Annotated in this window: 21 protein-coding genes, 3 tRNA genes and 1 pseudogene; 5 read left to right on the top strand and 20 right to left on the bottom strand. The window is 62.1% G+C overall.

All coding sequences use genetic code 11. From position 1 onward, the window contains the following. Positions 1-53: 53 nt before the first annotated feature. From rnr to Q427_RS01765, 12 genes and pseudogenes are all read right to left on the bottom strand, one after another. On the bottom strand, positions 54-2,474 hold the full coding sequence (gene rnr, locus Q427_RS01815; protein ID WP_043510471.1) for a ribonuclease R: 2,421 nt from the start codon (positions 2,472-2,474) through the stop codon (positions 54-56). A gap of 199 nt (positions 2,475-2,673) precedes the next feature. Continuing rightward, positions 2,674-4,127: pseudogene (locus Q427_RS31860) on the bottom strand (Na(+)/H(+) antiporter subunit D). Positions 4,128-4,411: 284 nt separating this feature from the next. After that, positions 4,412-4,708 carry a hypothetical protein gene (locus tag Q427_RS01805; RefSeq protein ID WP_043510470.1) on the bottom strand — a complete coding sequence of 99 codons (297 nt, stop codon included), beginning with the start codon at positions 4,706-4,708 and terminating at the stop codon, positions 4,412-4,414. Positions 4,709-4,731: 23 nt separating this feature from the next. Then, positions 4,732-6,090, bottom strand: coding sequence for a proton-conducting transporter transmembrane domain-containing protein (locus Q427_RS01800; protein ID WP_197030451.1), 1,359 nt, complete (start codon positions 6,088-6,090; stop codon positions 4,732-4,734). Positions 6,091-6,205: 115 nt separating this feature from the next. Beyond that, entirely contained in the window at positions 6,206-6,691 is a 486-nt protein-coding gene (locus Q427_RS35075) for a proton-conducting transporter transmembrane domain-containing protein (protein WP_269321188.1), read from the bottom strand. Further along, complete coding sequence (locus Q427_RS35070) at positions 6,691-7,692, bottom strand: proton-conducting transporter transmembrane domain-containing protein (RefSeq protein WP_269321187.1); 1,002 nt, start codon at positions 7,690-7,692, stop codon at positions 6,691-6,693. Before Q427_RS35070 ends, Q427_RS35075 begins: the two co-directional genes overlap by 1 nt. Positions 7,693-7,694: 2 nt before the next feature. Beyond that, entirely contained in the window at positions 7,695-8,045 is a 351-nt protein-coding gene (locus Q427_RS01790) for a cation:proton antiporter subunit C (protein ID WP_043510469.1), read from the bottom strand. Next, positions 8,045-8,464, bottom strand: a complete 420-nt coding sequence (locus tag Q427_RS01785; RefSeq protein ID WP_043510467.1) for a Na(+)/H(+) antiporter subunit B — start codon at positions 8,462-8,464, stop codon at positions 8,045-8,047. Before Q427_RS01785 ends, Q427_RS01790 begins: the two co-directional genes overlap by 1 nt. A 76-nt stretch (positions 8,465-8,540) precedes the next feature. Next, entirely contained in the window at positions 8,541-8,978 is a 438-nt protein-coding gene (locus tag Q427_RS01780) for a DUF4040 domain-containing protein (RefSeq protein ID WP_231613311.1), read from the bottom strand. 46 nt (positions 8,979-9,024) lie between these two features. Then, entirely contained in the window at positions 9,025-9,354 is a 330-nt protein-coding gene (mnhG, locus tag Q427_RS01775; protein ID WP_043510465.1) for a monovalent cation/H(+) antiporter subunit G, read from the bottom strand. Next, positions 9,351-9,638, bottom strand: a complete 288-nt coding sequence (locus Q427_RS01770) for a monovalent cation/H+ antiporter complex subunit F (RefSeq protein ID WP_043510464.1) — start codon at positions 9,636-9,638, stop codon at positions 9,351-9,353. The genes mnhG and Q427_RS01770 overlap by 4 nt, the downstream gene beginning before the upstream one ends. After that, positions 9,638-10,120, bottom strand: coding sequence for a Na+/H+ antiporter subunit E (locus Q427_RS01765; RefSeq protein ID WP_155833422.1), 483 nt, complete (start codon positions 10,118-10,120; stop codon positions 9,638-9,640). The genes Q427_RS01770 and Q427_RS01765 overlap by 1 nt, the downstream gene beginning before the upstream one ends. Before the next feature lie 650 nt (positions 10,121-10,770). Here Q427_RS01765 and Q427_RS01760 point away from each other — a divergent pair. From Q427_RS01760 to Q427_RS01750, 3 genes are all read left to right on the top strand, one after another. Next, positions 10,771-10,857: transfer RNA gene (locus Q427_RS01760), tRNA-Leu, on the top strand. Positions 10,858-10,935: 78 nt separating this feature from the next. Further along, positions 10,936-11,022 (top strand) — tRNA-Leu (locus tag Q427_RS01755). Between the two features lie 34 nt (positions 11,023-11,056). Next, positions 11,057-11,143 (top strand) — tRNA-Leu (locus Q427_RS01750). A 127-nt stretch (positions 11,144-11,270) separates the two neighbouring features. On the opposite strand, the gene Q427_RS01745 is transcribed toward Q427_RS01750, so the two are convergent. The 5 genes from Q427_RS01745 to coxB form a co-directional block, all read right to left on the bottom strand. Then, the gene (locus tag Q427_RS01745) at positions 11,271-12,113 is read right to left on the bottom strand and encodes a DNA/RNA non-specific endonuclease (protein ID WP_043510463.1); all 843 of its coding nucleotides are present in this window, start codon (positions 12,111-12,113) and stop codon (positions 11,271-11,273) included. A 122-nt stretch (positions 12,114-12,235) separates the two neighbouring features. Continuing rightward, positions 12,236-12,511, bottom strand: a complete 276-nt coding sequence (locus Q427_RS01740) for an Lrp/AsnC family transcriptional regulator (RefSeq protein ID WP_043510462.1) — start codon at positions 12,509-12,511, stop codon at positions 12,236-12,238. Positions 12,512-12,628: 117 nt separating this feature from the next. Next, on the bottom strand, positions 12,629-12,979 hold the full coding sequence (locus Q427_RS01735; RefSeq protein WP_043510459.1) for a hypothetical protein: 351 nt from the start codon (positions 12,977-12,979) through the stop codon (positions 12,629-12,631). Next, positions 12,976-15,507, bottom strand: coding sequence for a cytochrome c oxidase subunit I (ctaD, locus tag Q427_RS01730; RefSeq protein WP_043510458.1), 2,532 nt, complete (start codon positions 15,505-15,507; stop codon positions 12,976-12,978). Before ctaD ends, Q427_RS01735 begins: the two co-directional genes overlap by 4 nt. Beyond that, entirely contained in the window at positions 15,504-16,679 is a 1,176-nt protein-coding gene (gene coxB, locus Q427_RS01725; RefSeq protein WP_331280510.1) for a cytochrome c oxidase subunit II, read from the bottom strand. The genes ctaD and coxB overlap by 4 nt, the downstream gene beginning before the upstream one ends. On the opposite strand from coxB, the gene Q427_RS01720 reads away from it, so the two are divergent. Continuing rightward, entirely contained in the window at positions 16,602-17,066 is a 465-nt protein-coding gene (locus Q427_RS01720; protein WP_043510457.1) for a DUF2231 domain-containing protein, read from the top strand. The genes coxB and Q427_RS01720 overlap by 78 nt on opposite strands. 52 nt (positions 17,067-17,118) lie before the next feature. On the opposite strand, the gene Q427_RS01715 is transcribed toward Q427_RS01720, so the two are convergent. After that, positions 17,119-17,538 carry a CopD family protein gene (locus Q427_RS01715; protein ID WP_043510455.1) on the bottom strand — a complete coding sequence of 140 codons (420 nt, stop codon included), beginning with the start codon at positions 17,536-17,538 and terminating at the stop codon, positions 17,119-17,121. A 337-nt stretch (positions 17,539-17,875) separates the two neighbouring features. Between Q427_RS01715 and Q427_RS01710 the strand changes: the two genes are divergently transcribed. After that, a complete protein-coding gene (locus Q427_RS01710; RefSeq protein ID WP_043510453.1) occupies positions 17,876-18,190 on the top strand; it encodes a high-potential iron-sulfur protein in 315 nt (104 codons plus the stop codon). Between the two features lie 89 nt (positions 18,191-18,279). Here the strand turns inward: Q427_RS01710 and Q427_RS01705 are convergent, their stop codons facing one another. Next, positions 18,280-19,833 carry a SpoVR family protein gene (locus tag Q427_RS01705; RefSeq protein ID WP_043510452.1) on the bottom strand — a complete coding sequence of 518 codons (1,554 nt, stop codon included), beginning with the start codon at positions 19,831-19,833 and terminating at the stop codon, positions 18,280-18,282. Between the two features lie 17 nt (positions 19,834-19,850). Next, positions 19,851-20,221, bottom strand: a 371-nt coding sequence (locus tag Q427_RS01700) for a DUF444 family protein (RefSeq protein ID WP_043510451.1), incomplete at its 5' end; no start/stop codon positions are given.

Genomic DNA, 20,221 nt, shown 5'->3' with positions numbered 1-20,221 from the left:
GGGTATCGGGACGCCCCTGGCCTCTTGGCGGGGCCCTCTGCGTCCGACTGCCATCAGCTGCGAGCCTTGGGCTTGCGCGGACCCCGGCGACGCTTGCCACCCTTGCCCTTGCCGCCCTTGGCATCATCCTTGCCGGCCTTGGCATCGGCCTTGCCACTGCCGGCTGCCGGCGATCCGGCGCTGTCCGGCTCGCCGCCACCACGCCGCTTGCGCGGCTGCCGCTTGGGACGCGGCTTCTCGTCCTCCAGGGCGAAGTCGATCTTGCGATCGTCAAGGTCGACACGCGCCACCTGAACGGTGACACCGTCCCCGAGGCGGTAGCTCATGCCGGTACGCTCGCCCTTGAGGCGGTGCTTTTCAGGCTCGTAGTGGTAGTAGTCCGAGGGCAGCGAGGTGACGTGCACCAGGCCTTCCACATAGACCTCATCGAGGCGCACGAAGATGCCGAATTGGGTCACCGAGGCGATGGTGCCCTCATAGACTTCGCCGAGCTTGTCGGACATGAACTCGCACTTCAGCCAGTCCTCCACGTCGCGGGTGGCGTCATCGGCGCGACGCTCGGTCATGGAGCAGTGCTCCCCCATCCCGAGCATCTGCTCGAAGGTGTAGGGACACCACTTGCTGGGCGGCTCCACCTTGCCGCCTTCGGCGCGCAGCACCGTGGCGGTCTGGCGCGGCCCGCGGATCACCGAGCGGATGGCCCGGTGGACCAACAGGTCCGGATAGCGACGGATCGGTGAGGTGAAATGGGCATAGGCCGGATAGGCCAGGCCGAAGTGGCCTTCGTTGTGAGGCGAGTAGACCGCCCGGCTCATGGAGCGCAACATCACCGTCTGGATCACGTCGGAATCGGGGCGATCCTTGATCACCTCTGCCAGGTCACGGTAGTCCTCGGGGCTCGGGTCGTCGCCACCGCCCAGCGAAAGCCCCAGCTCGTTGAGGAACAGGCGCAGTTTGTCCAGACGCTCCGGTGAGGGCTTCTCGTGGATGCGGTACAGCGCCGGCAGGTCGTGCTTGTCGAGGAAGCGGGCGGTGGCCACGTTGGCCGCCAGCATGCACTCCTCGATGATCTTGTGGGCATCGTTGCGCGAACGCGGCACGATCTTCTCTATCTTGCGCTCCTCGTTGAAGAGAATCGCCGTCTCGGTGGTCTCGAAATCGATGGCGCCACGGGCCACGCGGGCCTCGCGAAGCAGCCGATAGAGCGAATGCAGGTTCTGCAGCGAGGGCACCAGGGGGCGGTACTCCTCGCGCAGCGCATCCCCACCCTTGCCCTCCTCGTCAAGGATGGCCGCGACCTTGTTATAGGTCAGCCGCGCATGTGACTGGAAGACCGCCTCGTAGAAGCGGTAGCGACTGATGGCACCGGACTGGGAGATATTCATCTCGCAGACCAGCGCCAGCCGGTCGACGCTGGGATTCAGCGAGCAGAGCCCGTTGGAAAGCAGCTCCGGCAGCATGGGCACGACCTGGCCGGGAAAATAGACCGAATTGCCGCGGGTGATCGCCTCCTCGTCGAGGGCGCTGCCGGGACGTACGTAGTGAGACACGTCGGCAATGGCCACCAGCAATTTCCAACTGCCCGACTTGGTCTTCCAGGCACAGACGGCATCGTCGAAATCCTTGGCCGACTCATCGTCGATGGTAACGAAGGGGACATCGCGCAGGTCGATGCGATGCTGCTTGTCTGCATCCACCACCTCGGCCGACATGCCGCCGATCTGGTCCTGCACTTCCGGCGGGAACTCGGCGGGGATCTCGTAGCTGCGGATGGCGATATCGATCTCCATCCCCGGATCCATGCGTTCGCCGAGCACCTCGACCACCTCACCGATCGGCTGCACCCGTGTCTCGGGCTGCTGGACGATCTTCGCCGAGATCACCTGACCATCCTTGGCGCCGCCACAGGCGCTGTGGGGAATGATCACTTCCTGGGTGATGCGCGGGTTCTCCGGAATCAGCACGCCGAATTCAGAGGTGTTGGCGCGGTAGACACCGACGATGGTCTGGGTATTGCGCGACAGCACCTCGGCGATGGTCGCCTCGTCGCGTCCTCGCCGGTCGCGGCCGCTGACTCGCGCCAGCACGGCATCGCCATGGAAGACACGACGCATCTGGCGTGGCGGCAGGACCAGGTCCGGCTTCTTGCCGTCGTCGCGGAGCAGGAAGCCGAAACCATCGCGATGGCCAAGAACCTTGCCCTTGATCAGGTCCAGCTTGTCGATCAGTGCGTAGGCACCGGCACGGTTGCGCAACACCTGGCCGTCACGCTCCATGGCGGCCAGCCGACGACGAACCGCTTCCTGGAGCTCCTCATCGTCGAGGCCAAGCATGCGGCTCATGTTTTCATGGGTAACCGGCTTGCCGTGCTCTTCCATTCGAGCCAGCAGGTATTCTCGGCTGGGGGCGGGCTTGTCGTACTTATGGGCCTCGCGGCTGGCGTGCGGGTCGTCGCTGAGCGTCCAGTGGGTCATGCGTAGGGCATCCTTGGCAACATCGGGGACAGCGTTCTCGTGGGGGCGCAGGCAGTGCGCCGCGGGCGTAGGGTCTTGCTATTAGGGTCTATTGTCATGGGCGCAGTATAGCGCCGGTACCGGCTTGGCCCAACCATGGCGGCGTGATCCGGTCATACATCGGAAAACCGCAACGCAATCGCGGATGGTTTCATGCGGATCAGATGTAGTAGAGCAGTAGCGAAATGGTAAGTAATACGGCTACCCAAAGCACCATGCTGCCAGTAGGCCAGGTGCGCGCCAGAATGCCCTTTGGACCATGATAACGCAGGGCCTGGGCGACGATGCGGCGCAAGGGCCAGCGCATGGCAGCCAGCAGGTTGCGCCATGCGCTCGTGCCGTGGCGGTGGATCAAGCCGACGGCGTGCGGGGCCGCCACGCGATAGAACCAGTCCGTGTCGAGGGTGATCTTGTCCTTGGGCGTCATGAATTTCAGCAGGACGAAAAAGACCAGGCCCACGAAGGAGAGAAGCTGCAGGTCCCAGAACACATGAGCCAGCGTATAGGCGTTGTAGCCGACCGGCTGATTCGGCAGCATCTGGTACAGCCACTGCGGATACACGCCGATGAAAATGCAAAAGAAAGCCGCAATCCCCATGGCAACCAGCATATTGGTCGGTGCTTCACGGGGGCGCAACCCGCTGTCACGCCCCAGGAAGGCGAACCAGGGCAGCTTTAGGCCCACACTCAGGAAGGTGCCTGCCGACGCCAGCGAGAGCATCAGCCAGACAAGCGCCGCCTGGTGGTCTGCATAGGCCTCGAGGATCATCGTCTTGCTGACGAAGCCGCTCGTCAGCGGCAGCGCTGAAATCGAGAATGCGGCGATCATGTAGAAAACGAACGTCAGCGGCATGTAACGGTACAGCCCGCCCAGCTCGGTCAGCTTCGTCCGCCCAGTCATCTGGATGATGGCCCCGGCACTCATGAACAGCAGTGCCTTGTACAGAATATGGGTGAAGGCATGGGCCGCGGAGCCGTTCAGTGCCATGGCGGTGCCCAGGCCGATGCCGGCCACCATGAAGCCGACCTGGCTGACAATGTGATAGGCGAGCAGCCGGCGGATATTGTTGGCCAGCACCGCATAGGTGACCCCCCAGAGCGTCATGACCGCTCCCAACCAGATCAGCACTTCCGTTTCGGGAAACCCCCGCATCAGGGTGTAGACCGCCGTCTTGGTGGTGAAAGCACACAGAAATACTGCCCCTGTCACCGTGCTCTCCGGGTAGCATCGGTGAGCCAGGCGTGCAGAGGAGGCACGGCGGCATTGATCATGAAGCCGATCAGTATCAGCCAGAATGCGGCCCCCCCGGCCCTGATGTCGTTGAAACTCAGGCTCCCGGTCTGCGTGTAATAAATCACGATGCCGGCCAGCAGGAGGACGCCACTGACCGCATGTACCATCAGGTAGCGAAAGCCGGCCGCCAGAGAGGCGGCCCGGCGATTTCGCCATATCAACCAGACCGATGAGAGCATCATGAGCTCCCAGAAGATATACAGCGTGGCCAGGTCACCGGCAAACACGACTCCCATGGCAGAGCCGGCATAAATCAAGGCGGCCACGTGCTGGATGGTGTCACGCACATGGAGAGCATAGATGGCGCCGATCAGCGCCATGATGGCGAAAACATGGGCAAAGACCAGGCTCAGTGCGTCCGCCCGACCCAGGATCAACTCCATGTTCAGGAATTCAAAACTGGCATGGGTTCCCGGAGCGGTGCCAAGCACTGCGAGAAGGGCCAGCGTGGGCACAGCCAGGAGGACCAGCTTCTGTAGCACCCCACGCAGAACCGACACCAGCAACCCGCCGAGGACCAGCAGCAGGAGGGTGAGAGCCACTCGATGAAAGGCCAGTCGATCACGAACCACTCATGCATGACGCCTGCCCTCCAGAATTCGGCTCAACTGCGTTCATCGGAGTCATCATCAAGCGCTCGGTAAGGCGTCAGTTCATCGTCGTAGTACCCTTCCCGACGATAGACCAGCCCCAGGCCCAATGCTTTGGCCAAACCGATGAGAATCAGGCATGCCAACGCCCCGAACAGGGCGCCGAATCCCCCCCAGGCCTCCCAGGCAAAGCGATCATAGCCGGAAGGGATCAGCAGGTCCGCGATGACCAATGCCGCCATGGCAGCCAGCAGCGTCCGTTTCAACCGTGCGTCATTGCGTACCAGTCGATCGAGCAGTTTGACGAGCATGTAACCCCCCCGGTTCTGTGGTATCAATTTCCAAAAATGCCACCGAGCATGGTGCGTAGCGGGTCGGCCGCCAGAAACAGTGCCATGCAGCCCAGCGCCGTGATACAGAGTGGCACCACGCACAGCAACGGTGCCTCCCTGACCCCACGACTTTCACCCTCCTTTGGCGGCATCAAAAACGCCCTCACTGCCGGCCTCAAGAGATAGACGATATTGAGCAGCGTGCTGAGCATGATGACCAGGACCATCAGGAGCTGCCCGCTGTCGGCCGCCCCCAGCACCAGATGCCATTTGCTCCATAGCCCGCCCATGGGAGGTACGCCGATCACCGCCAGCGCTCCGAGCAGGTAGGCGCCCATGGTGAAAGGCATGCGTCGACCGAGGCCATCCATCTCGCTGACATTCGTCTTCTTGCTGGCCACGTAGATGGCGCCGGCACAGAAGAACAGGGTGATCTTGCCAAAGGCGTGCATGACGATGTGCATGCTCCCGCCGATGGCCGCCAACTCATGGGCCAGCATCGCACCCAGTGTGATGTAGGAGAGCTGGCTGACCGTGGAGTAGGCCAACCGGGCCTTGAGGTTGTCCTTTTGCAGCGCCACGAGCGATGCTGACAGCAAGGAGAAGGCGGCGATAGTCATCAGCAGGTCCGCACTCCAGAGCTCTCTGAGGTAATCCTGACCGAAGATGTAGGTGCTCACCTTGAGCACTGTGAAGACCCCGGCCTTGACCACCGCCACGGCGTGCAGCAGCGCGGAGACGGGAGTGGGCGCCACCATGGCGGCAGGCAGCCAGCGGTGAAATGGCATCAACGCAGCCTTGCCGATACCGTAGATATAGAGCAGCAGCAACAGCCCCCCCAGGGCGTGGCTGACGTGGCCTTCCATGATCCCGCCTTCGGTGAAGCTCAAGGACCCGGCCAGCCACCAGGTGGCGACAATCGCCACCAGTTGGAAACCGATGGACGTACCCAGCAACAGCACCAGGTAGGTACGCGCCCCTTGCTGGGCTTCACGATTGCCCTTGTGGGCTACCAGCGGATAGGTGGATAGCGTCAGCACCTCATAGAAGATAAAAAGCGTGAACATGTTTTCGGCGAAGGCAATGCCCATTACCGAGAACAGGGCCACTGCGAAACAGGCATGGAAGCGTGTCTGCTTGCTCTCGTTAGCGCCGCGCATGTAACCGATAGCGTACAGCGAGGTGATGATCCAGAGGCTGGAGGCCACCAGCGCGAAAATCATGCCGAGGGGCTCGACCTCGAAGGCCATGCTCAGGCCCGGCAGCAACTCGATCAGCGTAATGGCGGGCCGCCCGCCCGCCAGGACAGCTGGCAATATCTGCAGGACCGTGGCGAACAGCAGCGCTGCGATGGCCACCATCAGGCCATCGCGAAGATTGGGATGGCGACCGCTCAGGCAATCAGCACAGCCCCCAATGCCGGGATGACCAGGGTGAGCGGAATGGCCACTGTGGCCTCCATGAACGGGAACGGACTCACCGGTAGCCTCCCATCAATGCCTCGGCGGCACGCTCGGCCAGGCCCACCGGCAGGGATGTCTCGATGCCGAAGTAGAGGCAGGACAGCGTGAGAAACCAGGTGGGAAGCAGCAGTGACAAGGGGGCTTCACGCACCTTCATTCGTCTGAGCGGCGCACGGAAAAAGGCCACTTCCACCACCCGCCACACATAGAGCAGGGCCAGCACCGACGTTCCCAGCACAAACACGGCTATAGGCCATAGCCCTCCGTCCAGAGCCGCAAGAATCAGATGCCACTTGGTGACGAAACCTGCTGTCAGCGGGACACCGATCAAGGACAGCCCCGCAATGACGAAGGCCGTCATGGTCCATGGCATCCGCTGCCCGGCACCGGTCATGTGGATCAGCGAAACGCCGCCGAGCCGATAGGCGATACAGCCCAGCGCCATGAACAGCGCCGCCTTGGTAATCGCATGATTGAAGAGGTGGAGTAGTGATGCCATCAGCCCAGGGTGCTGGCAAAGCTGATGCCCAGGATGATATAGCCCACCTGGGCCACGCTGGAGTAGGCAAGCATGCGCTTGATATTGGTATGGAAGATGGCAACGATGGACGGAATCAGAATGCCGAGCATCGCCAGCGGCATCAGCAGCAGGTTCATTCCGAGGACATTGAAGCTCAGCTCATGACCAAACACGCCGAAGATGAAGCGCATCAGCACATAGATGGCCACCTTGGTTGCCGTGGCGGAGAGGAACACGGTGACCATGGACGGGGCATAGGCATAGGCATTGGGCAGCCACAGGTGTAGCGGAAAGAGTGCCAGCTTCAGCGAGATGCCCACCACGATAAAGGCCAGCGCAGCACGTACCGTCCTGGTGTCATTGACTGCCGGTAGTCTCTCCGCCAGGTCCAACAGGTTCAGGGTGCCGGTCATGATGTAGAGAAAGCCGATGCCGATGAGCAGGAAAGTGGTTCCGATCGTCCCCATCATCAGATACTGGTAGGAAGCCATCACGGCCTGTCGCTCGCGGCCCGTGGCGATCAGTGAGTAAGATGCCAGAGCGGCAATCTCGAAGAAGACGAAGATATTGAAGGCGTCACCCGTGATGGCGATCCCCAGGAGCCCGCAATTGGCCAGCAGGAAGGCGGCATAGAAGTAGCCATGCTTGTCTTCCCGAACCTCGCTCGCCACGCTGAGCCGTGCGAAAGGCATGACCACCGCGCTGATGAAACAGATCACCAGCAGCACCAGAATATTGACGGAGTCCACCCGGTACTCGATCCCCACCGGCGGCAACCAGCCGCCCATGCTGTAGGCCACGACCCCTTCAGCCTGGACGCGGATCAACAGCAGCAGGGCGATGGCCAGGGTAAGCCAGCTGGTCAGGGTGGCAGTGGCCCAGGCAGCGCGTGGCGAGCGAGCCATGAGCATCACCAGCGGTGCCGCCAGCATGGGCACGATGACCTGAAATGCCGGCAGGTGAAGCTGAACCAACCCCATCACTACGCCTCGTCCTGAGCGTGGATCTCGTCTTCCTCGATAGTGCCGTAGAGCTCATGGATGCGCACCACCAGGGCAAGCCCCACGGCGGTCAGGGCGACGCCCACCACGATGGCCGTCAAGATGAGCACGTGGGGCAGAGGGTTGGAGTAGTCGCTCACGCCCTCCACATGAATCGGCGCGGTCCCCCCCTCCAGCTTGGCCAGACTGATGAAGAAGATGAACACGGAGGTCTGAAAGATATTCAGTCCAACGATCTTCTTGATCAGGTTGCCTTGGGCAATGACGATGTAGAACCCCACCATCATGAGCACGACAACGATCCAGTAGTTATAGAGTCCGAACCACTCCATTACTCTCGCTCCCGGCCGGCAAAGGCATAGAACAGGGTGAGAGCGACGGCAGCAACGGTAATGCCCACGCCCAGTTCGATGCCGATGATCCCGAGGGTCTCACCTGCCTGATCGTTCTCAAGCAGGACCTTGTATTCCAGAAACTGCCCACCCAGCACGATGCAAGCCAGGCCAATACCGATGTAGAGCAGCACGCCGAAAGCGGCCAGAAACCGGGCCGCCTCAGGGGGTATGGCCTCCTGCGCCACATCCAGCCCGAATATGAGGCTGAAGATGATGAAGCCTGCGGAGAAGATGATACCTGCCTGGAAGCCGCCCCCGGGGCCGTACTCGCCATGAAACTGGATATACAGCGCGTAGATCACAATCAGAGGAATCATGATCTTGGTAACGACCCGCAGCACGATGTGATGTTTCACGAACGCGTCTCCCCGCGACTGGGCTTCTCCCGGCGACGCTTGCGCTGCCGAGCCCGGCCGCTGCCGATGATCAGGATCACCGCCACGGCGGCGGTGAGCACGACCACGCTTCGCCCAGGGTATCCAGACCCCGATAGCTGGCCAGCACGGAGGTCACCATATTGGGGATGCCGATTTCCTCCACCGAGTGCTGGGTGAAATGCGGCGCCAGGTGGGTATGAGCGGGAGCCTGCGGATCGCCGACCTTTGGCATGTCCAGGGTGCCGTAGATGAGAGCCCCACCCGTGATCACCACCACCACCAGAGCCAGCAGGTTCTGACGCGTAATGCGGACTTTTTCTTCACTGGTGGTCAACGCCAGGGTGGCCAACATGAGAATGATCATGATCCCGGCTCCGACGGCAGCTTCCGTCAGGGCGACATCAACGGCGTCGAGCATCACGAACAGCGATGCCGCCAGCAGGCTGTAAATGCCAGTGAGCATGATCACCGCGAAGAGGTTGCGAATCCTCACCGCGGCAATCGCCACCAGGCCATGAAGGCCAGCAATACGAGGTCGATCAAGGCTTCGATGAGTCACCCTCCTTGTCGGACCGCCAGGGGGACAACTTGCACTGGCGCGCTGTCTTGGTCAGTGCATGACTGGCCGCAGGCGCCGTAAAGAACAGAAAAACCTGGGTAAACATAAGCTTGGCGGCCACCCCCAGGGAATCAGTCTGGAGTATCAAGCCGCCGAGAATCAGAATCATGCAGAGGGTATCGGTCATGCCGGCCGCCTGGATGCGGGAGTAGAAATCGGGAAAGCGCAGCAGGCCAACGCCGCTTATCACCACCAGTATGGCGCCGCTGACCAGCATCAGCCCGCTGAGCAGATCCAGGACCAGGCTCATGGCGGCTCCTCCTCACCGCGCCGGCGCGACGCACCGAAGCGGCCCGACTCGAAGAACCTCAGGACAGCCACTACGCCGATATAGTTGAGCAGTGCATAGACAATGGCAATATCGATGAACTCGGGGCGGCCGACAATGAAGCCAAGCAGGGCAATGAGCAGTACCGTAAGACTGCCGACAACATTTACCGCAAGGAGTCGGTCGAAGAGCGTCGGCCCAAGGTAGGCGCGGATCAGCGCACAGCCCAGGCTGAAGAGAACGGCCAGAGCGATGGCAACCAGCATCAGGGTTCCCCCTCGAGTCGAGTCACCCGCCGATCCATTTCACCGCTCAGAACACCCTGCTCCAGCTCCTCGGTCAAGGCGTAGAACCAGACCTCCTTCTCGCGGACATAGACGGTCACCGTACCCGGCGTCAGCGTGATGGAATTGGCGAGAAACACCCGGCCCAGATCAGTTTCCTGAGTGGTGTCCAGTCGGCAGATTCGCGGGCTCAGGCTCTTGCGCCCCAAGACAATATGACGGGCCACCACCAGATTCGCCTTCACCACTTCCATCAGCAGCCAAGGCAGGTACTTGAGGATGGGGATCAGCAGATGGATGGGAAGCCCTTCCCGGTCCAGAATGCGCATGCGATATGCCAGGTACACCGTCAGGGCAACGGATGCCACCCCCAGCGGGACCAGAATGGCATGGGTCAATTGACCGGAGAGCAGCAGCCAGATGGCGGCCATGATGCCTGACAGGCTGACGGCGTACTTGAGCACATTGAGCTCCTTGACCAACCAAGGGAGTATCAGCGCATTAAGGTGTATTCATCCTGCCTGATTCGGGGGGGGTATGGCACGCTGCATGAGCAAAAATTTACCTGATTACGCATAAGACTCAGCAGGCGCCTGGCGGAGGCCGCCGCGCTGGCGGTGATCGTTGGCATCGGCAACACCGCCGGGAGTCCTTCGGCCTCCAGTCGTGAGCTGAAGCTACTCCTACAGCGGCGTGGCAACGTTTGTGGAGAACATCGCCAAGGGGGACGATTTATAACTTCTTGATCATCCGAGCTCTTTCAGGTGGCTCAAGATTGGCCCGATGGCTGATCAAGGTGAGTAATCAGGAAAATTTACCTGATTACGCATAAGACTCAGCAGGCACTTGGCGGAGCCCGCCGTGTTATCCGCTATCACCTCGCCGGGCATCAGCGCCGGAAGGCCTTCGGCCTCCAGTCGCCGATGCGTCGGACCGGAGCTAAAGCTGCTCCGACAACGATGAGGCACCGTCAGTGGAAGACAACCCTGGAGTTCGAGCCCTCCTCGCCCGTCGGCAGCCACTGCTCACGCCATTCATGACGCCTGGGCGTCGGGTGAAAATTTGACCACGACTCTTGCATTGGGCCACAGTTTGGGTAAGATACGCCTCGCCTGCCCAGATGGCGGAATTGGTAGACGCGCTAGCTTCAGGTGCTAGTATCCGTAAGGATGTGGAGGTTCAAGTCCTCTTCTGGGCACCATCGCTCTCTTGGGAGAACTTGAGAGAGCCTGGTCGGGTAGGCGCCCAAGCGTTTTGTCAGCTCGAAAGTCTCGTGTTCGCCCAGGTGGCGGAATTGGTAGACGCGCTAGCTTCAGGTGCTAGTATCCGTAAGGATGTGGAGGTTCAAGTCCTCTCCTGGGCACCATCCCAGGCTCGCGAACACGAAGACAGCATGATGCGCCCAGGTGGCGGAATTGGTAGACGCGCTAGCTTCAGGTGCTAGTATCCGTAAGGATGTGGAGGTTCAAGTCCTCTCCTGGGCACCACCGCTCTAGCGAGCACATCGCGTCATGCAAGTTGAAGCATCTCAAGATGCGAAATGGAATTACCCAAGAAACCGCGAAATGATCGCGGTTTTTTTGTGCCTGTGATTCGCTCGCGCAGCCATTTATTTCAGAAGCGGCCAGGCAGCCGCGCCACTTCATCGAGGGCCCATCCTTCGGCCACGACCTCCCCCTCCAGCACTTCGGCAGTCTCCTCCGGCAGGCGCGGGAAGAAATTCAGCCCGGTACGCGCCTCCACCTCATCGATGCTTACCAGGTAGTCGTCCAGCGGCTCGTCGCCGCGCACATCCTGGGGCATGATGAAGGCCAGCCCCATGGGCTCATCGGCCGGCACGACTACGATCTTGTAGAACGCCTCGGGAATCTCGACGAGCCCCACCCGGTTGGTCACGTTATCGAGGAAGCGCTCGGGGAAAACCGGACCGGTGATCACCTGCACCACACCGAAGTGCGGCACGAAGTGATCGATCACCACCTCTTCCAGGCGCTGCCAGAGGCGGCGATTGAGGTCCGGCCGCTGGGGCGAAATGTTGCTCATCAGGAAAGACTGCTGCTGTGCCTCGCGCCCGTGCACGACCGCAAGGGCGTAGTTGGGCGCCAGGTGTCCACGGTCATAGCCGCTACCGGAGTAGCTGTCCGCCGCAATCGGCCAGAGCGTGCGCCAGTCTTGCCGGAAGCCGGGCCTGGGACCGGCATCCGGGTCGTCCACCTCATGCAGCAGGTAGCTGACCCACAGCGGATTGACCCGAATGTCGGACCAGCCGACGAGAAAGCCGTCGTTGCGCAGCACGCGGTGTACGGTCAAGGGCGTCAGGCTCTCCCAGGTAGGAACGCCCATCCAGCTCAGCTGATCGCGGTATTCCTGCTCCTGGGTGTACCACAGGCCGCTGCCGACGATGACGAATACGAGCGTGATGCCGAAATGGCGGATGCGTGAGCGCCAACCTGACAACGCAGAGCGTCGGCGCCTGCGGCGGGAGCGAGCTAGTGCATGAATCGTTCCGAATGGTGCCACTGCCGGCACGCATCGCCACCGGCACTCAGTGTTCAGGGAGTGAGCTAACGCTCGCCGGCTTACCAGCCCAGCGAGAACATGGTCTCGAGATCGTGACGGGAATGGACCTGCATGGCATTGAGGGTCTCCGTATCGCGAATGCCCTCCACGGCATTGAGGCGCTCGGTAACCAGTTCGGCCAGGCTCTCGAAGTCCCGGGTGCGGGCGATCGCCACCAGGTCATAGCGGCCGCAGGTCGAATAGACCTCGCTGATACCCTCGACGTCGGCGAGACGCTCTGCCACCGCCTTGACCTGGCCCTTGTCGGTGTTGATCAGGATCACGGCATTCTGCATCGGGAACTCCCCCTGGATCTGGAACGTCTTGCGGCCAATGCATCGCCGCGACCTGGCGCGAGTATAGCAGCCAGGGGGCGCCGGCTGAATCACGCCATGACACTCGATGAATCGCCCCTAGAGACAAGGAGGCAGAAATACCACGGGGTAGCCGACAAACAGCGTGCTGCCTGCCGAAAACAGATACACCCCTGCGGATACAAAGGCAAAGTAACACTCGCGCCGCAATTCTGCTCGGCGGGCCGCCACGACGCTGGCCCGGGCCAGCCACAGCAGCAGTGCCACCGTCACCAGGGTCGACAGGCCCACTGCGAGATTGATGCCGGTCCACATGTCGCGCTCGGGTTCCGGGGGCGCCACCGCACACGCCACCGAGAGCCCCCCGTATATCGCCACGAACCAGAGGCCCCAGATGGTCAGGCCACCAACGAGATGAATGGGATGGGTCAGGCTCAGCAGGTGCTTCATGATGCCCCTCCCAGCAGGGTCGGCATCACCCAGATCGCCACGAACAGGCTCCAGTAGACCACCAGGTTGTAGTACCACAGGCGCAGCACCACCACCGGCTCCATGGGGAACTCGACGCTGACGTAACCATAGCCCACGCGCAGCCCCTGCAGGATGCACAGCACCGCCCCCAGGGACGTCAGGATCAGCACGTAGCAAAGCGCCACGAACAGGATTGCATCATGGGCGGTCTCGGTGGGCGCCAGCTCAGCCAGCCACATCACCGCCACGATCAGCACCGCCTGCAGCGAACCCAGGCCGCCCGCCGCATACATCAATAGACCGAGCCCGGCTCCCTCGCGGCGGCGCAGCCTGCGCACCAGTCCGGCCAGTAGCGCGGCTCCCAGTGTCATCGCCGCCCCTGCCAATACCAACAACGGCATGGAGAGCGGCGATGCTTCGGGCATCTGCCACTCCGGCGCCACGGTCCACAGGTAGAACCAGCCAAACAGCAGCGAGAGGTAGAGCGAGCCGTTGGCCAGGTGCGAGACCGACATGCCCCACACCCCGGGACCGTTCATGGTGTGGTAGTGCAACGGAGGGTCGCTGGGCGCCATCGAGGCCTGGGGCGCCTTGCCGGGATGGGCCCCGTTCTCCCATGACCAGCGCAGCAGCAGGACGACGGCCACCAGCACAGCCACGGCTGCCACCCAGTAGACCCGCACCAGCAGGCTGATACACACCATGGCCAGCGCCAGCGAGGAGAACAGCGGCCACCAGGAGTTGCTGGGGAGATGAACGGTCTCGCGCAGCTTGCCGGTCAGGGCATCGCTGCCCCAGGTTTCCCGACGGCCATGGTCGATGGCATTGAGGCCGTGCTGTCCCTCGTAGATGGTGCGTGAAAGCTCGGGCTTTTCCCACAACGGATGGCGCGTCTCCACCTTGGGCAGGCTGACGAAATTGTAGGGACTGGGCGGCTTGGGCATGGCCCACTCCAGGGTATCGGCCCCCCAGGGGTTCTGCGGCGCCTTCTTGCCGAAGCGAAAGTGCAGCGCAATATCGAGGATCAACAGTGCCACGCCGGCGGACATGATGAACCCACCCATGGAAGAGATCAGGTTGTAGAGGTCCCAGCCCATGGCCGTATCGTAGGTGAACACACGTCGACGCATGCCCAGCAGCCCGGTCCAGTGCATGACCAGGAAGGTGACGTTGAAACCCAGGAAGATCAGCCAGAAGCTCCACTTGCCCAGCCGCTCGGAGGGCATCCGCCCCGACACCTGGGGGAGCCAATAGTAGAGCCCGGCCATCAACGGAAAGAGCATGCCCCCCACCAGCACGTAGTGCATGTGGGCCACAACGAAGTGGGTGTCGTGGACCTGCCAGTTGAACGGCACCAGGGCCAGCATGACGCCGGTCAGGCCACCCAGCACGAAGATCACCAGGAAGCCGACGATCCACAGCATGGGCAGCGTCATTCTCGGCCTGCCCAACCACAGGGTGGAGAGCCAGACGAATATCTGGATGCCCGTGGGAATCGCCACCAGCATGCTCGCCGCCGAGAAGAAGGCCAAGGCCAACTGCGGGATGCCCAGGGTGAACATATGGTGCACCCAGAGCCCGAAGCTGACGAAGCCCATGATGACGATAGCCGCCACCACCCAGCCATAGCCGACGATGGGACGCCCGGCGAAGACCGGGATCAGCGTCGAGACGATGCCCGCTCCCGGCAGGAAGATGATGTAGACCTCGGGGTGGCCGAACAGCCAGAACAGGTGCGCCCAGAGCACCGGGTCGCCGCCGCCGGCCACCTCGAAGAACGGCATGCCCACGGCGCGCTCCAGCTCGAGCAGGATGCTGCCCAGGATCAGCGGCGGGAAGCCGACCACGATCATCAGCGCCATCGCCAGGATGTACCAGGCGAACAGCGGCATCTTGTGCAGTGCCATGCCCTGGGTACGGGTGCGCAGGATCGACACCACCAGCTCGACCCCGGCGGAGAGCGCCGAAATCTCGACGAAGGTAATCCCCAGCAGCCAGAAGTCCGAGCCAGGGCCAGGGGAGTACTGGCCGCTGCTCAGGGGGGTGTACATGAACCAGCCGCTGGCCGGCGCCATCTCCAGCACCAGGCTGGAAGCGATAATGATGCCGCCGAACAGGTAGCAGAAATAGCCGAAGGCGGTGAGTCGCGGGCAGACCAGGTCCCGGGCGCCGATCATCTTGGGGATCATGTAGATCGCCAACCCCTCGAGTATCGGGATGGCGAACAGAAACATCATCACCGTGCCGTGCATGGTGAAGACCTGGTTGTATATCTCGGGCGACATGAAGTCGTTGTCGGGGAAGGCCAGCTGGGTGCGGATCAGCATCGCCAGCAGACCGCCGATCAGGAAGAAGATCGCCCCGGTCACCATGAAGCGCATGCCGACAGTGGTATGGTTCACCACGGTCAAGGCGCGGAGACCTTTGGGATTCGCCCAGACCTCATCCATTCCCTTGTGCAGCTGTCGACCCTCTGGGGTCAGGGTCACATCCTTGATATCGCTCATGGTTCCATCCTCTCCAGCCAGGCTCCGATCTCCTGCAGCGTCTCGGTGCCGATATGGTGATGCGGCGGCATCCTGTTGCCCGGCTTGAGGGTCTGATGGTGGTGCAGCCAGTATGCGATGGCGCCCTCCTGCATGGGCAACACACCGGCACCCAGGGAGGGACGGGAGCCGATGTCGCTGAGGTCGGGCCCGACGATATCGTAGGTCATGTCGTCATTGATCAGCGCCTCGGGGAAGCCATCGACGGTGTGACAGGCTGCACAGTGCTCGCCGAAGGCTTCTCGTGCTTCATCGAAACCTTGCTGCGGTTCACGCGGGACGCGGCGCTCCGCCAGCCAGGCATCGTAGTCGTCGCGCTCCATTGCCTCGACGTGAAGCAGCATGTTGGTGTGCTGGGCACCACAGTACTCGGCGCACTGGGCACCGAAGACGCCGGGCACGTCGGCCTCGAGGCGGATGGTGCTATGCCGCCCCGGCACCATGTCCCGCTTTCCTCCCAGACGCGGGATCCAGAAAGCGTGGATCACATCGGCGCTGGTGAGGCGAAAATCGACGGGTTCGCCGGCCGGCATCACCAGGCGGTTGGCAGTGACCACGTCACGCTCGCCGTTCTCTCCGGGATAGCGCACCTCCCACCACCACTGATGCCCGACCACCTCGATACGCTCTGCCTCACCGTCGGGCAGTGGCAGGGGCAACATGCCACGACCGGTAGGTGCGGCAAAGACCAATAGGGCAACGATGCTGACCACCGGCAGCAGGATGCCACCGCCCAGTACCCAGCGCAGCATGAGGCGCTGCTCCTCCCGCGGCGTTCGCTGCACCGGCTCGCGTCTCCGGAAGGTGTAGAGCCACAGCGCGAAGAGGACCAGCGCCACGACCACACTGACGCCGAGCATGGCCCACCAGACCCAGAACTGGGCGCTTGCCGCCGGCCCAGCCGGATCGAGGATCGACATTTCACCGGCACACCCTGCCAGCAGCCCCGCCAGCGACAGCAAACCCCAGGGGCGTCGGCGTGGGCGGTTGACCCGATGCCGAACAGGGCGTTGAATGCGGAAGAGAGACCTGAACCCATCGCAAAGGACGCGAACATGGCTGACCAACCGAGACGCTCGATCAGGAGCCGTGCCGCCATTGCTGGGCACCCGCTGCATCCAGTCATGATCCATTTCCCCATCGCCTGCCTGATGCTGGTCGTCGCCAGCGATGGCGCCTTCCTCTATACCGAAGACCTGTTCTGGGCACGCGTCAGCCTTTGGCTGGCCGGCGTCGGCGCGTTGGGCGGCTGGGTCGCCAGCATTGCGGGCCTGGTCGACCTGGTCACGGTGAAGCGCATACGCCAGATGATCCTCGGCTGGTGCCATGCCATCCTGGCGGTGATGATGCTGTCGGTGGCGTCGCTCAACTGGCTGTGGCGCTTCAAGGACCCCGTCGATCTGCTGCCCTGGGCCGTCGCCCTGACGCTGATGACCGCAGGGCTGATCGCCCTGGCCGGCATTCTCGGCGGCATGCTCGTCTACGACCAGGCGGTGGGCGTCGACATCGACGACAAATGACGCAGGCCGTGCATGGATCGAGTGACGCATCGTGACTCTCCTTGTCATTGCCTCAGCCGAAGGGTTTGCTCAGCACCAGGATCAGCACGGCAAGCATCAGCGATGCCGCCACGGCGGCAACCAGCACGCTGGCAGGAATCATGCCGCGCAGGCGCGCCTGCTCCAGGCGCACGATCAGTCCACCGCACAGCACGTGGCAGAACACCATGCCCGTCACGGCCGCCAGCTTGAGCACCAGCCACCCGCCAGTGAGCTGCCCGACAATGAACAGCAGGGTTCCGCTCATGATCGCGACAAGGGCGAAGGGCGTTGCAATGTGGGTAAAGAGGAACCGCAGGATGACAGGCGCGGGAGCATGGAAGGACGAGCCCACCCGCGGCTTGGCACTGGCCAGGAGCAGCGCGGGCAGGTAAAGCAATGTGCCGCACCAGCAGAGCAGGGTGGCGATATGCAGGATCTTGATCCACGGCATGGCAGCATCCTTGCAGTTGCAGTGTCTTCTTCACCCTACCTAGAGTCAGGAGGAGATGCCACCACCAGTCGCCTGACCTCCCGCCGCTCGTCGGCTTCAATCAGGATAGCGCCCATGGGCGAAGCGAATCGAGTAAAGATCGGCATGGCGCCCCCTCGGCCGGTTCAATATTATCGGTCTGTTCGTATGATAATGGCGAACTCGGCGGGCTCGATCCTGTCGCACACTAGGTGGGCGAATACCTAGCCCATTGATTGCTCGAGGCTGCGAGCGGCCCGGTAACAGGGCTGACCTCGCCAGGCCCGAAAATTCAGGACCGTGACGAAAAGGAGAACCCATGGCCAATCAGAGCCGCCGTGACTTCATGCGCAACAGCCTGCTTGGTGTAGCTGCCCTGCCTCTGGGGGCCGGTATCCTGTCGAAACAGGCCTTTGCCCAGACGCTACCCCGGCTGGACCCCAATGACGAGCAGGCCCAGGCACTGAACTACGTTGAAGTGGCCGAGGAAGCCAGCGATCACCCTGCCTTCGAGGAGGGTGAGTACTGCGATAACTGCATGTTCTACGAACCGGAGACCGAAGGCTGCCAGCTATTCCCCCAGAATAGTGTCGAACCGCGGGGCTGGTGCCAGTCCTGGGCGCCGATGGATTGAGCGACTGGCTCGATGCGTAGACAACAGGCGCCTGATCGGCGCCTGTTTTCGTTCGAGCTCTCCGCTCAGCTATCCGACTTCCCCCACCGTCACTTCGCCTCCTCGTCCGGCAGCGGCCATTGGAGGCGCCGCCCCACCGAATCGTCATCCATGATGGTCTCCAGTCGCACGGGAAACCCCCAAAGCTGATACAGGTGGCGTAATACCGGATAGACGCTGCGCCCCAGGGGGCGGCGGCTGTCCTGCACGTGATGCAGTGTCAGCGAGCGATCGCCGCGGATATTGGCGGAATAAACCTGAATGTTCGGTTCGCGAACCGACAGCGCATATTGGGTGGCCAGGGCCTCCCTGACGCGCCGATAGCCCCGCTCATCGTGTATCGCCGTCACTTCCAGCATTTCGTCCTGGTCGTCATCGACGATGGTGAAGAGCTTCAGGTCACGAATCACCTTGGGTGAGAGGAACTGCTGGATGAAGGATTCGTCCTTGAAATTGCGCATGGCAAAATGCACCGTTTCCAGCCAGTCCCCACCCGCCGTGTCGGGAAACCACTCGCGGTCCTCGTCGGTGGGCGCTTCGCACATGCGCTTGATGTCGCTGAACATGGCAAACCCCAGCGCGTAAGGGTTGATGCCACTGTAGTAGGGGCTATCGAAGTCCGGCTGATTGACCACCGCCGTGTGCGACTGCAGGAATTCGAGAATTAGGCCTTCATCGACCAGACCATCGTCGTAGAGGCGGTTCATCAGCGTGTAGTGCCAGAACGATGCCCAGCCCTCGTTCATTACCTGTGTCTGGCGCTGAGGATAGAAATACTGGGCCAGCTTGCGCACGATGCGCACGATTTCACGCTGCCACGGCGCCAATAGCGGCGCGTTCTTCTCGATGAAATAGAGCAGGTTCTCCTGAGGCTCCGGCGGATAGCGTCCCCCGCCGCGAAGGCCAAGCGGGTCTTCGCCATCGTCCAGAGAGCCTGGCAGAGTATCGTCAGCCGGCCGGTCGGGAATGGTTCGCCACAGCATGTTGACCTGGGCCTGCAGATACTCCTCGCGCTCCGTTTGTCGCCGGGCCTCCTCTTCGGCGGAGATCGGCGAAGGCCGCTTGTAGCGATCGACGCCATAGTTCTGCAGCGCGTGGCAGGCATCGAGCAGTTGCTCCACGGCGGTGACACCGTGGCGCTGCTCGCAGTCGGCCACGTATTTCCGGGCGAAGACCAGGTAATCGACGATCGAGCTGGCGTCGGTCCAGGTGCGGAACAGGTAGTTGCCCTTGAAGAAGGAGTTGTGGCCATAGCAGGCGTGAGCCATGACCAGTACCTGCATCATCAGGGTGTTCTCCTCCATCAGGTACGCGATGCAGGGATCTGAGTTGATCACCAGCTCGTAGGCCAGCCCCATCTGGCCTCGCCGATAGGCCTGCTCCACCGCCAGGAACTGCTTGCCGAACGACCAGTGGTGGTAGCCCACCGGCATCCCGACACTGGCATAGGCGTCCATCATCTGTTCCGTGGTGATGATCTCGATCTGATTGGGGTAGGTATCCAGGCGATACTCATCGGCCAGGCAGGCCAGCTCCCGCTCATAGGCCTCCAGCACTTCGAAATTCCAGTCGGAGCCGGTAGCAATGGGCTTGCGTCGGGTCATGGTGCCTCCTGTCCGCATCAGTGGGCGGTGCGGCGCTTGAACAACTCGCGAAAGACCGGGTATATATCGCCGGCCTCAACGATCTGGCGCATGGCAAAGCGATCGGGGAACTCGTCGGCCACCGACTCGTACTCCTCCCATAGCGCCTGGTGGGCATGGGGGGTGATTTCCACATAGGTATAGTACTGCAGCCGTGGCATGAGGGATTTCACCAGCTGCTCCCGACAGGTGATGGAGTCGTCGTCCCAGTTGTCGCCATCCGAGGCCTGGGCCACATAAAGATTCCACTGGCCAGGCGGGTAGCGATCAGTAATGATCTCGTCGACCAGTGTCAGGGCGCTCGATACGATGGTGCCGCCGGTCTCCCGAGAATAGAAGAACTCCTCTT

Source organism: Halomonas sp. BC04, from assembly GCF_000568385.1.
The sequence above is the reverse complement of the archived record's forward strand: the minus strand, read 5'-3'. Positions and strand labels throughout refer to the sequence as shown.

What these genes read in the sequence shown, in the direction of transcription:
- Q427_RS01800 (WP_197030451.1), bottom strand. Translation starts at nt 6,090, where the DNA reads ATGGTGGCCATCGCAGCGCTGCTGTTCGCCACGGTCCTGCAGATATTG.
- Q427_RS01715 (WP_043510455.1), bottom strand. Translation starts at nt 17,538, where the DNA reads ATGCCGTGGATCAAGATCCTGCATATCGCCACCCTGCTCTGCTGGTGC.
- rnr (WP_043510471.1), bottom strand. Translation starts at nt 2,474, where the DNA reads ATGACCCACTGGACGCTCAGCGACGACCCGCACGCCAGCCGCGAGGCC.
- Q427_RS01705 (WP_043510452.1), bottom strand. Translation starts at nt 19,833, where the DNA reads ATGACCCGACGCAAGCCCATTGCTACCGGCTCCGACTGGAATTTCGAA.
- Q427_RS01735 (WP_043510459.1), bottom strand. Translation starts at nt 12,979, where the DNA reads ATGAAGCACCTGCTGAGCCTGACCCATCCCATTCATCTCGTTGGTGGC.
- coxB (WP_331280510.1), bottom strand. Translation starts at nt 16,679, where the DNA reads ATGGATCATGACTGGATGCAGCGGGTGCCCAGCAATGGCGGCACGGCT.
- ctaD (WP_043510458.1), bottom strand. Translation starts at nt 15,507, where the DNA reads ATGAGCGATATCAAGGATGTGACCCTGACCCCAGAGGGTCGACAGCTG.
- Q427_RS01790 (WP_043510469.1), bottom strand. Translation starts at nt 8,045, where the DNA reads ATGGAGTGGTTCGGACTCTATAACTACTGGATCGTTGTCGTGCTCATG.
- Q427_RS35070 (WP_269321187.1), bottom strand. Translation starts at nt 7,692, where the DNA reads ATGGGGTTGGTTCAGCTTCACCTGCCGGCATTTCAGGTCATCGTGCCC.
- mnhG (WP_043510465.1), bottom strand. Translation starts at nt 9,354, where the DNA reads ATGAGCCTGGTCCTGGATCTGCTCAGCGGGCTGATGCTGGTCAGCGGC.
- Q427_RS35075 (WP_269321188.1), bottom strand. Translation starts at nt 6,691, where the DNA reads ATGGCATCACTACTCCACCTCTTCAATCATGCGATTACCAAGGCGGCG.
- Q427_RS01720 (WP_043510457.1), top strand. Translation starts at nt 16,602, where the DNA reads ATGGCTGACCAACCGAGACGCTCGATCAGGAGCCGTGCCGCCATTGCT.
- Q427_RS01770 (WP_043510464.1), bottom strand. Translation starts at nt 9,638, where the DNA reads ATGCTGGTTGCCATCGCTCTGGCCGTTCTCTTCAGCCTGGGCTGTGCG.
- Q427_RS01710 (WP_043510453.1), top strand. Translation starts at nt 17,876, where the DNA reads ATGGCCAATCAGAGCCGCCGTGACTTCATGCGCAACAGCCTGCTTGGT.
- Q427_RS01740 (WP_043510462.1), bottom strand. Translation starts at nt 12,511, where the DNA reads ATGCAGAATGCCGTGATCCTGATCAACACCGACAAGGGCCAGGTCAAG.
- Q427_RS01805 (WP_043510470.1), bottom strand. Translation starts at nt 4,708, where the DNA reads ATGCTCGTCAAACTGCTCGATCGACTGGTACGCAATGACGCACGGTTG.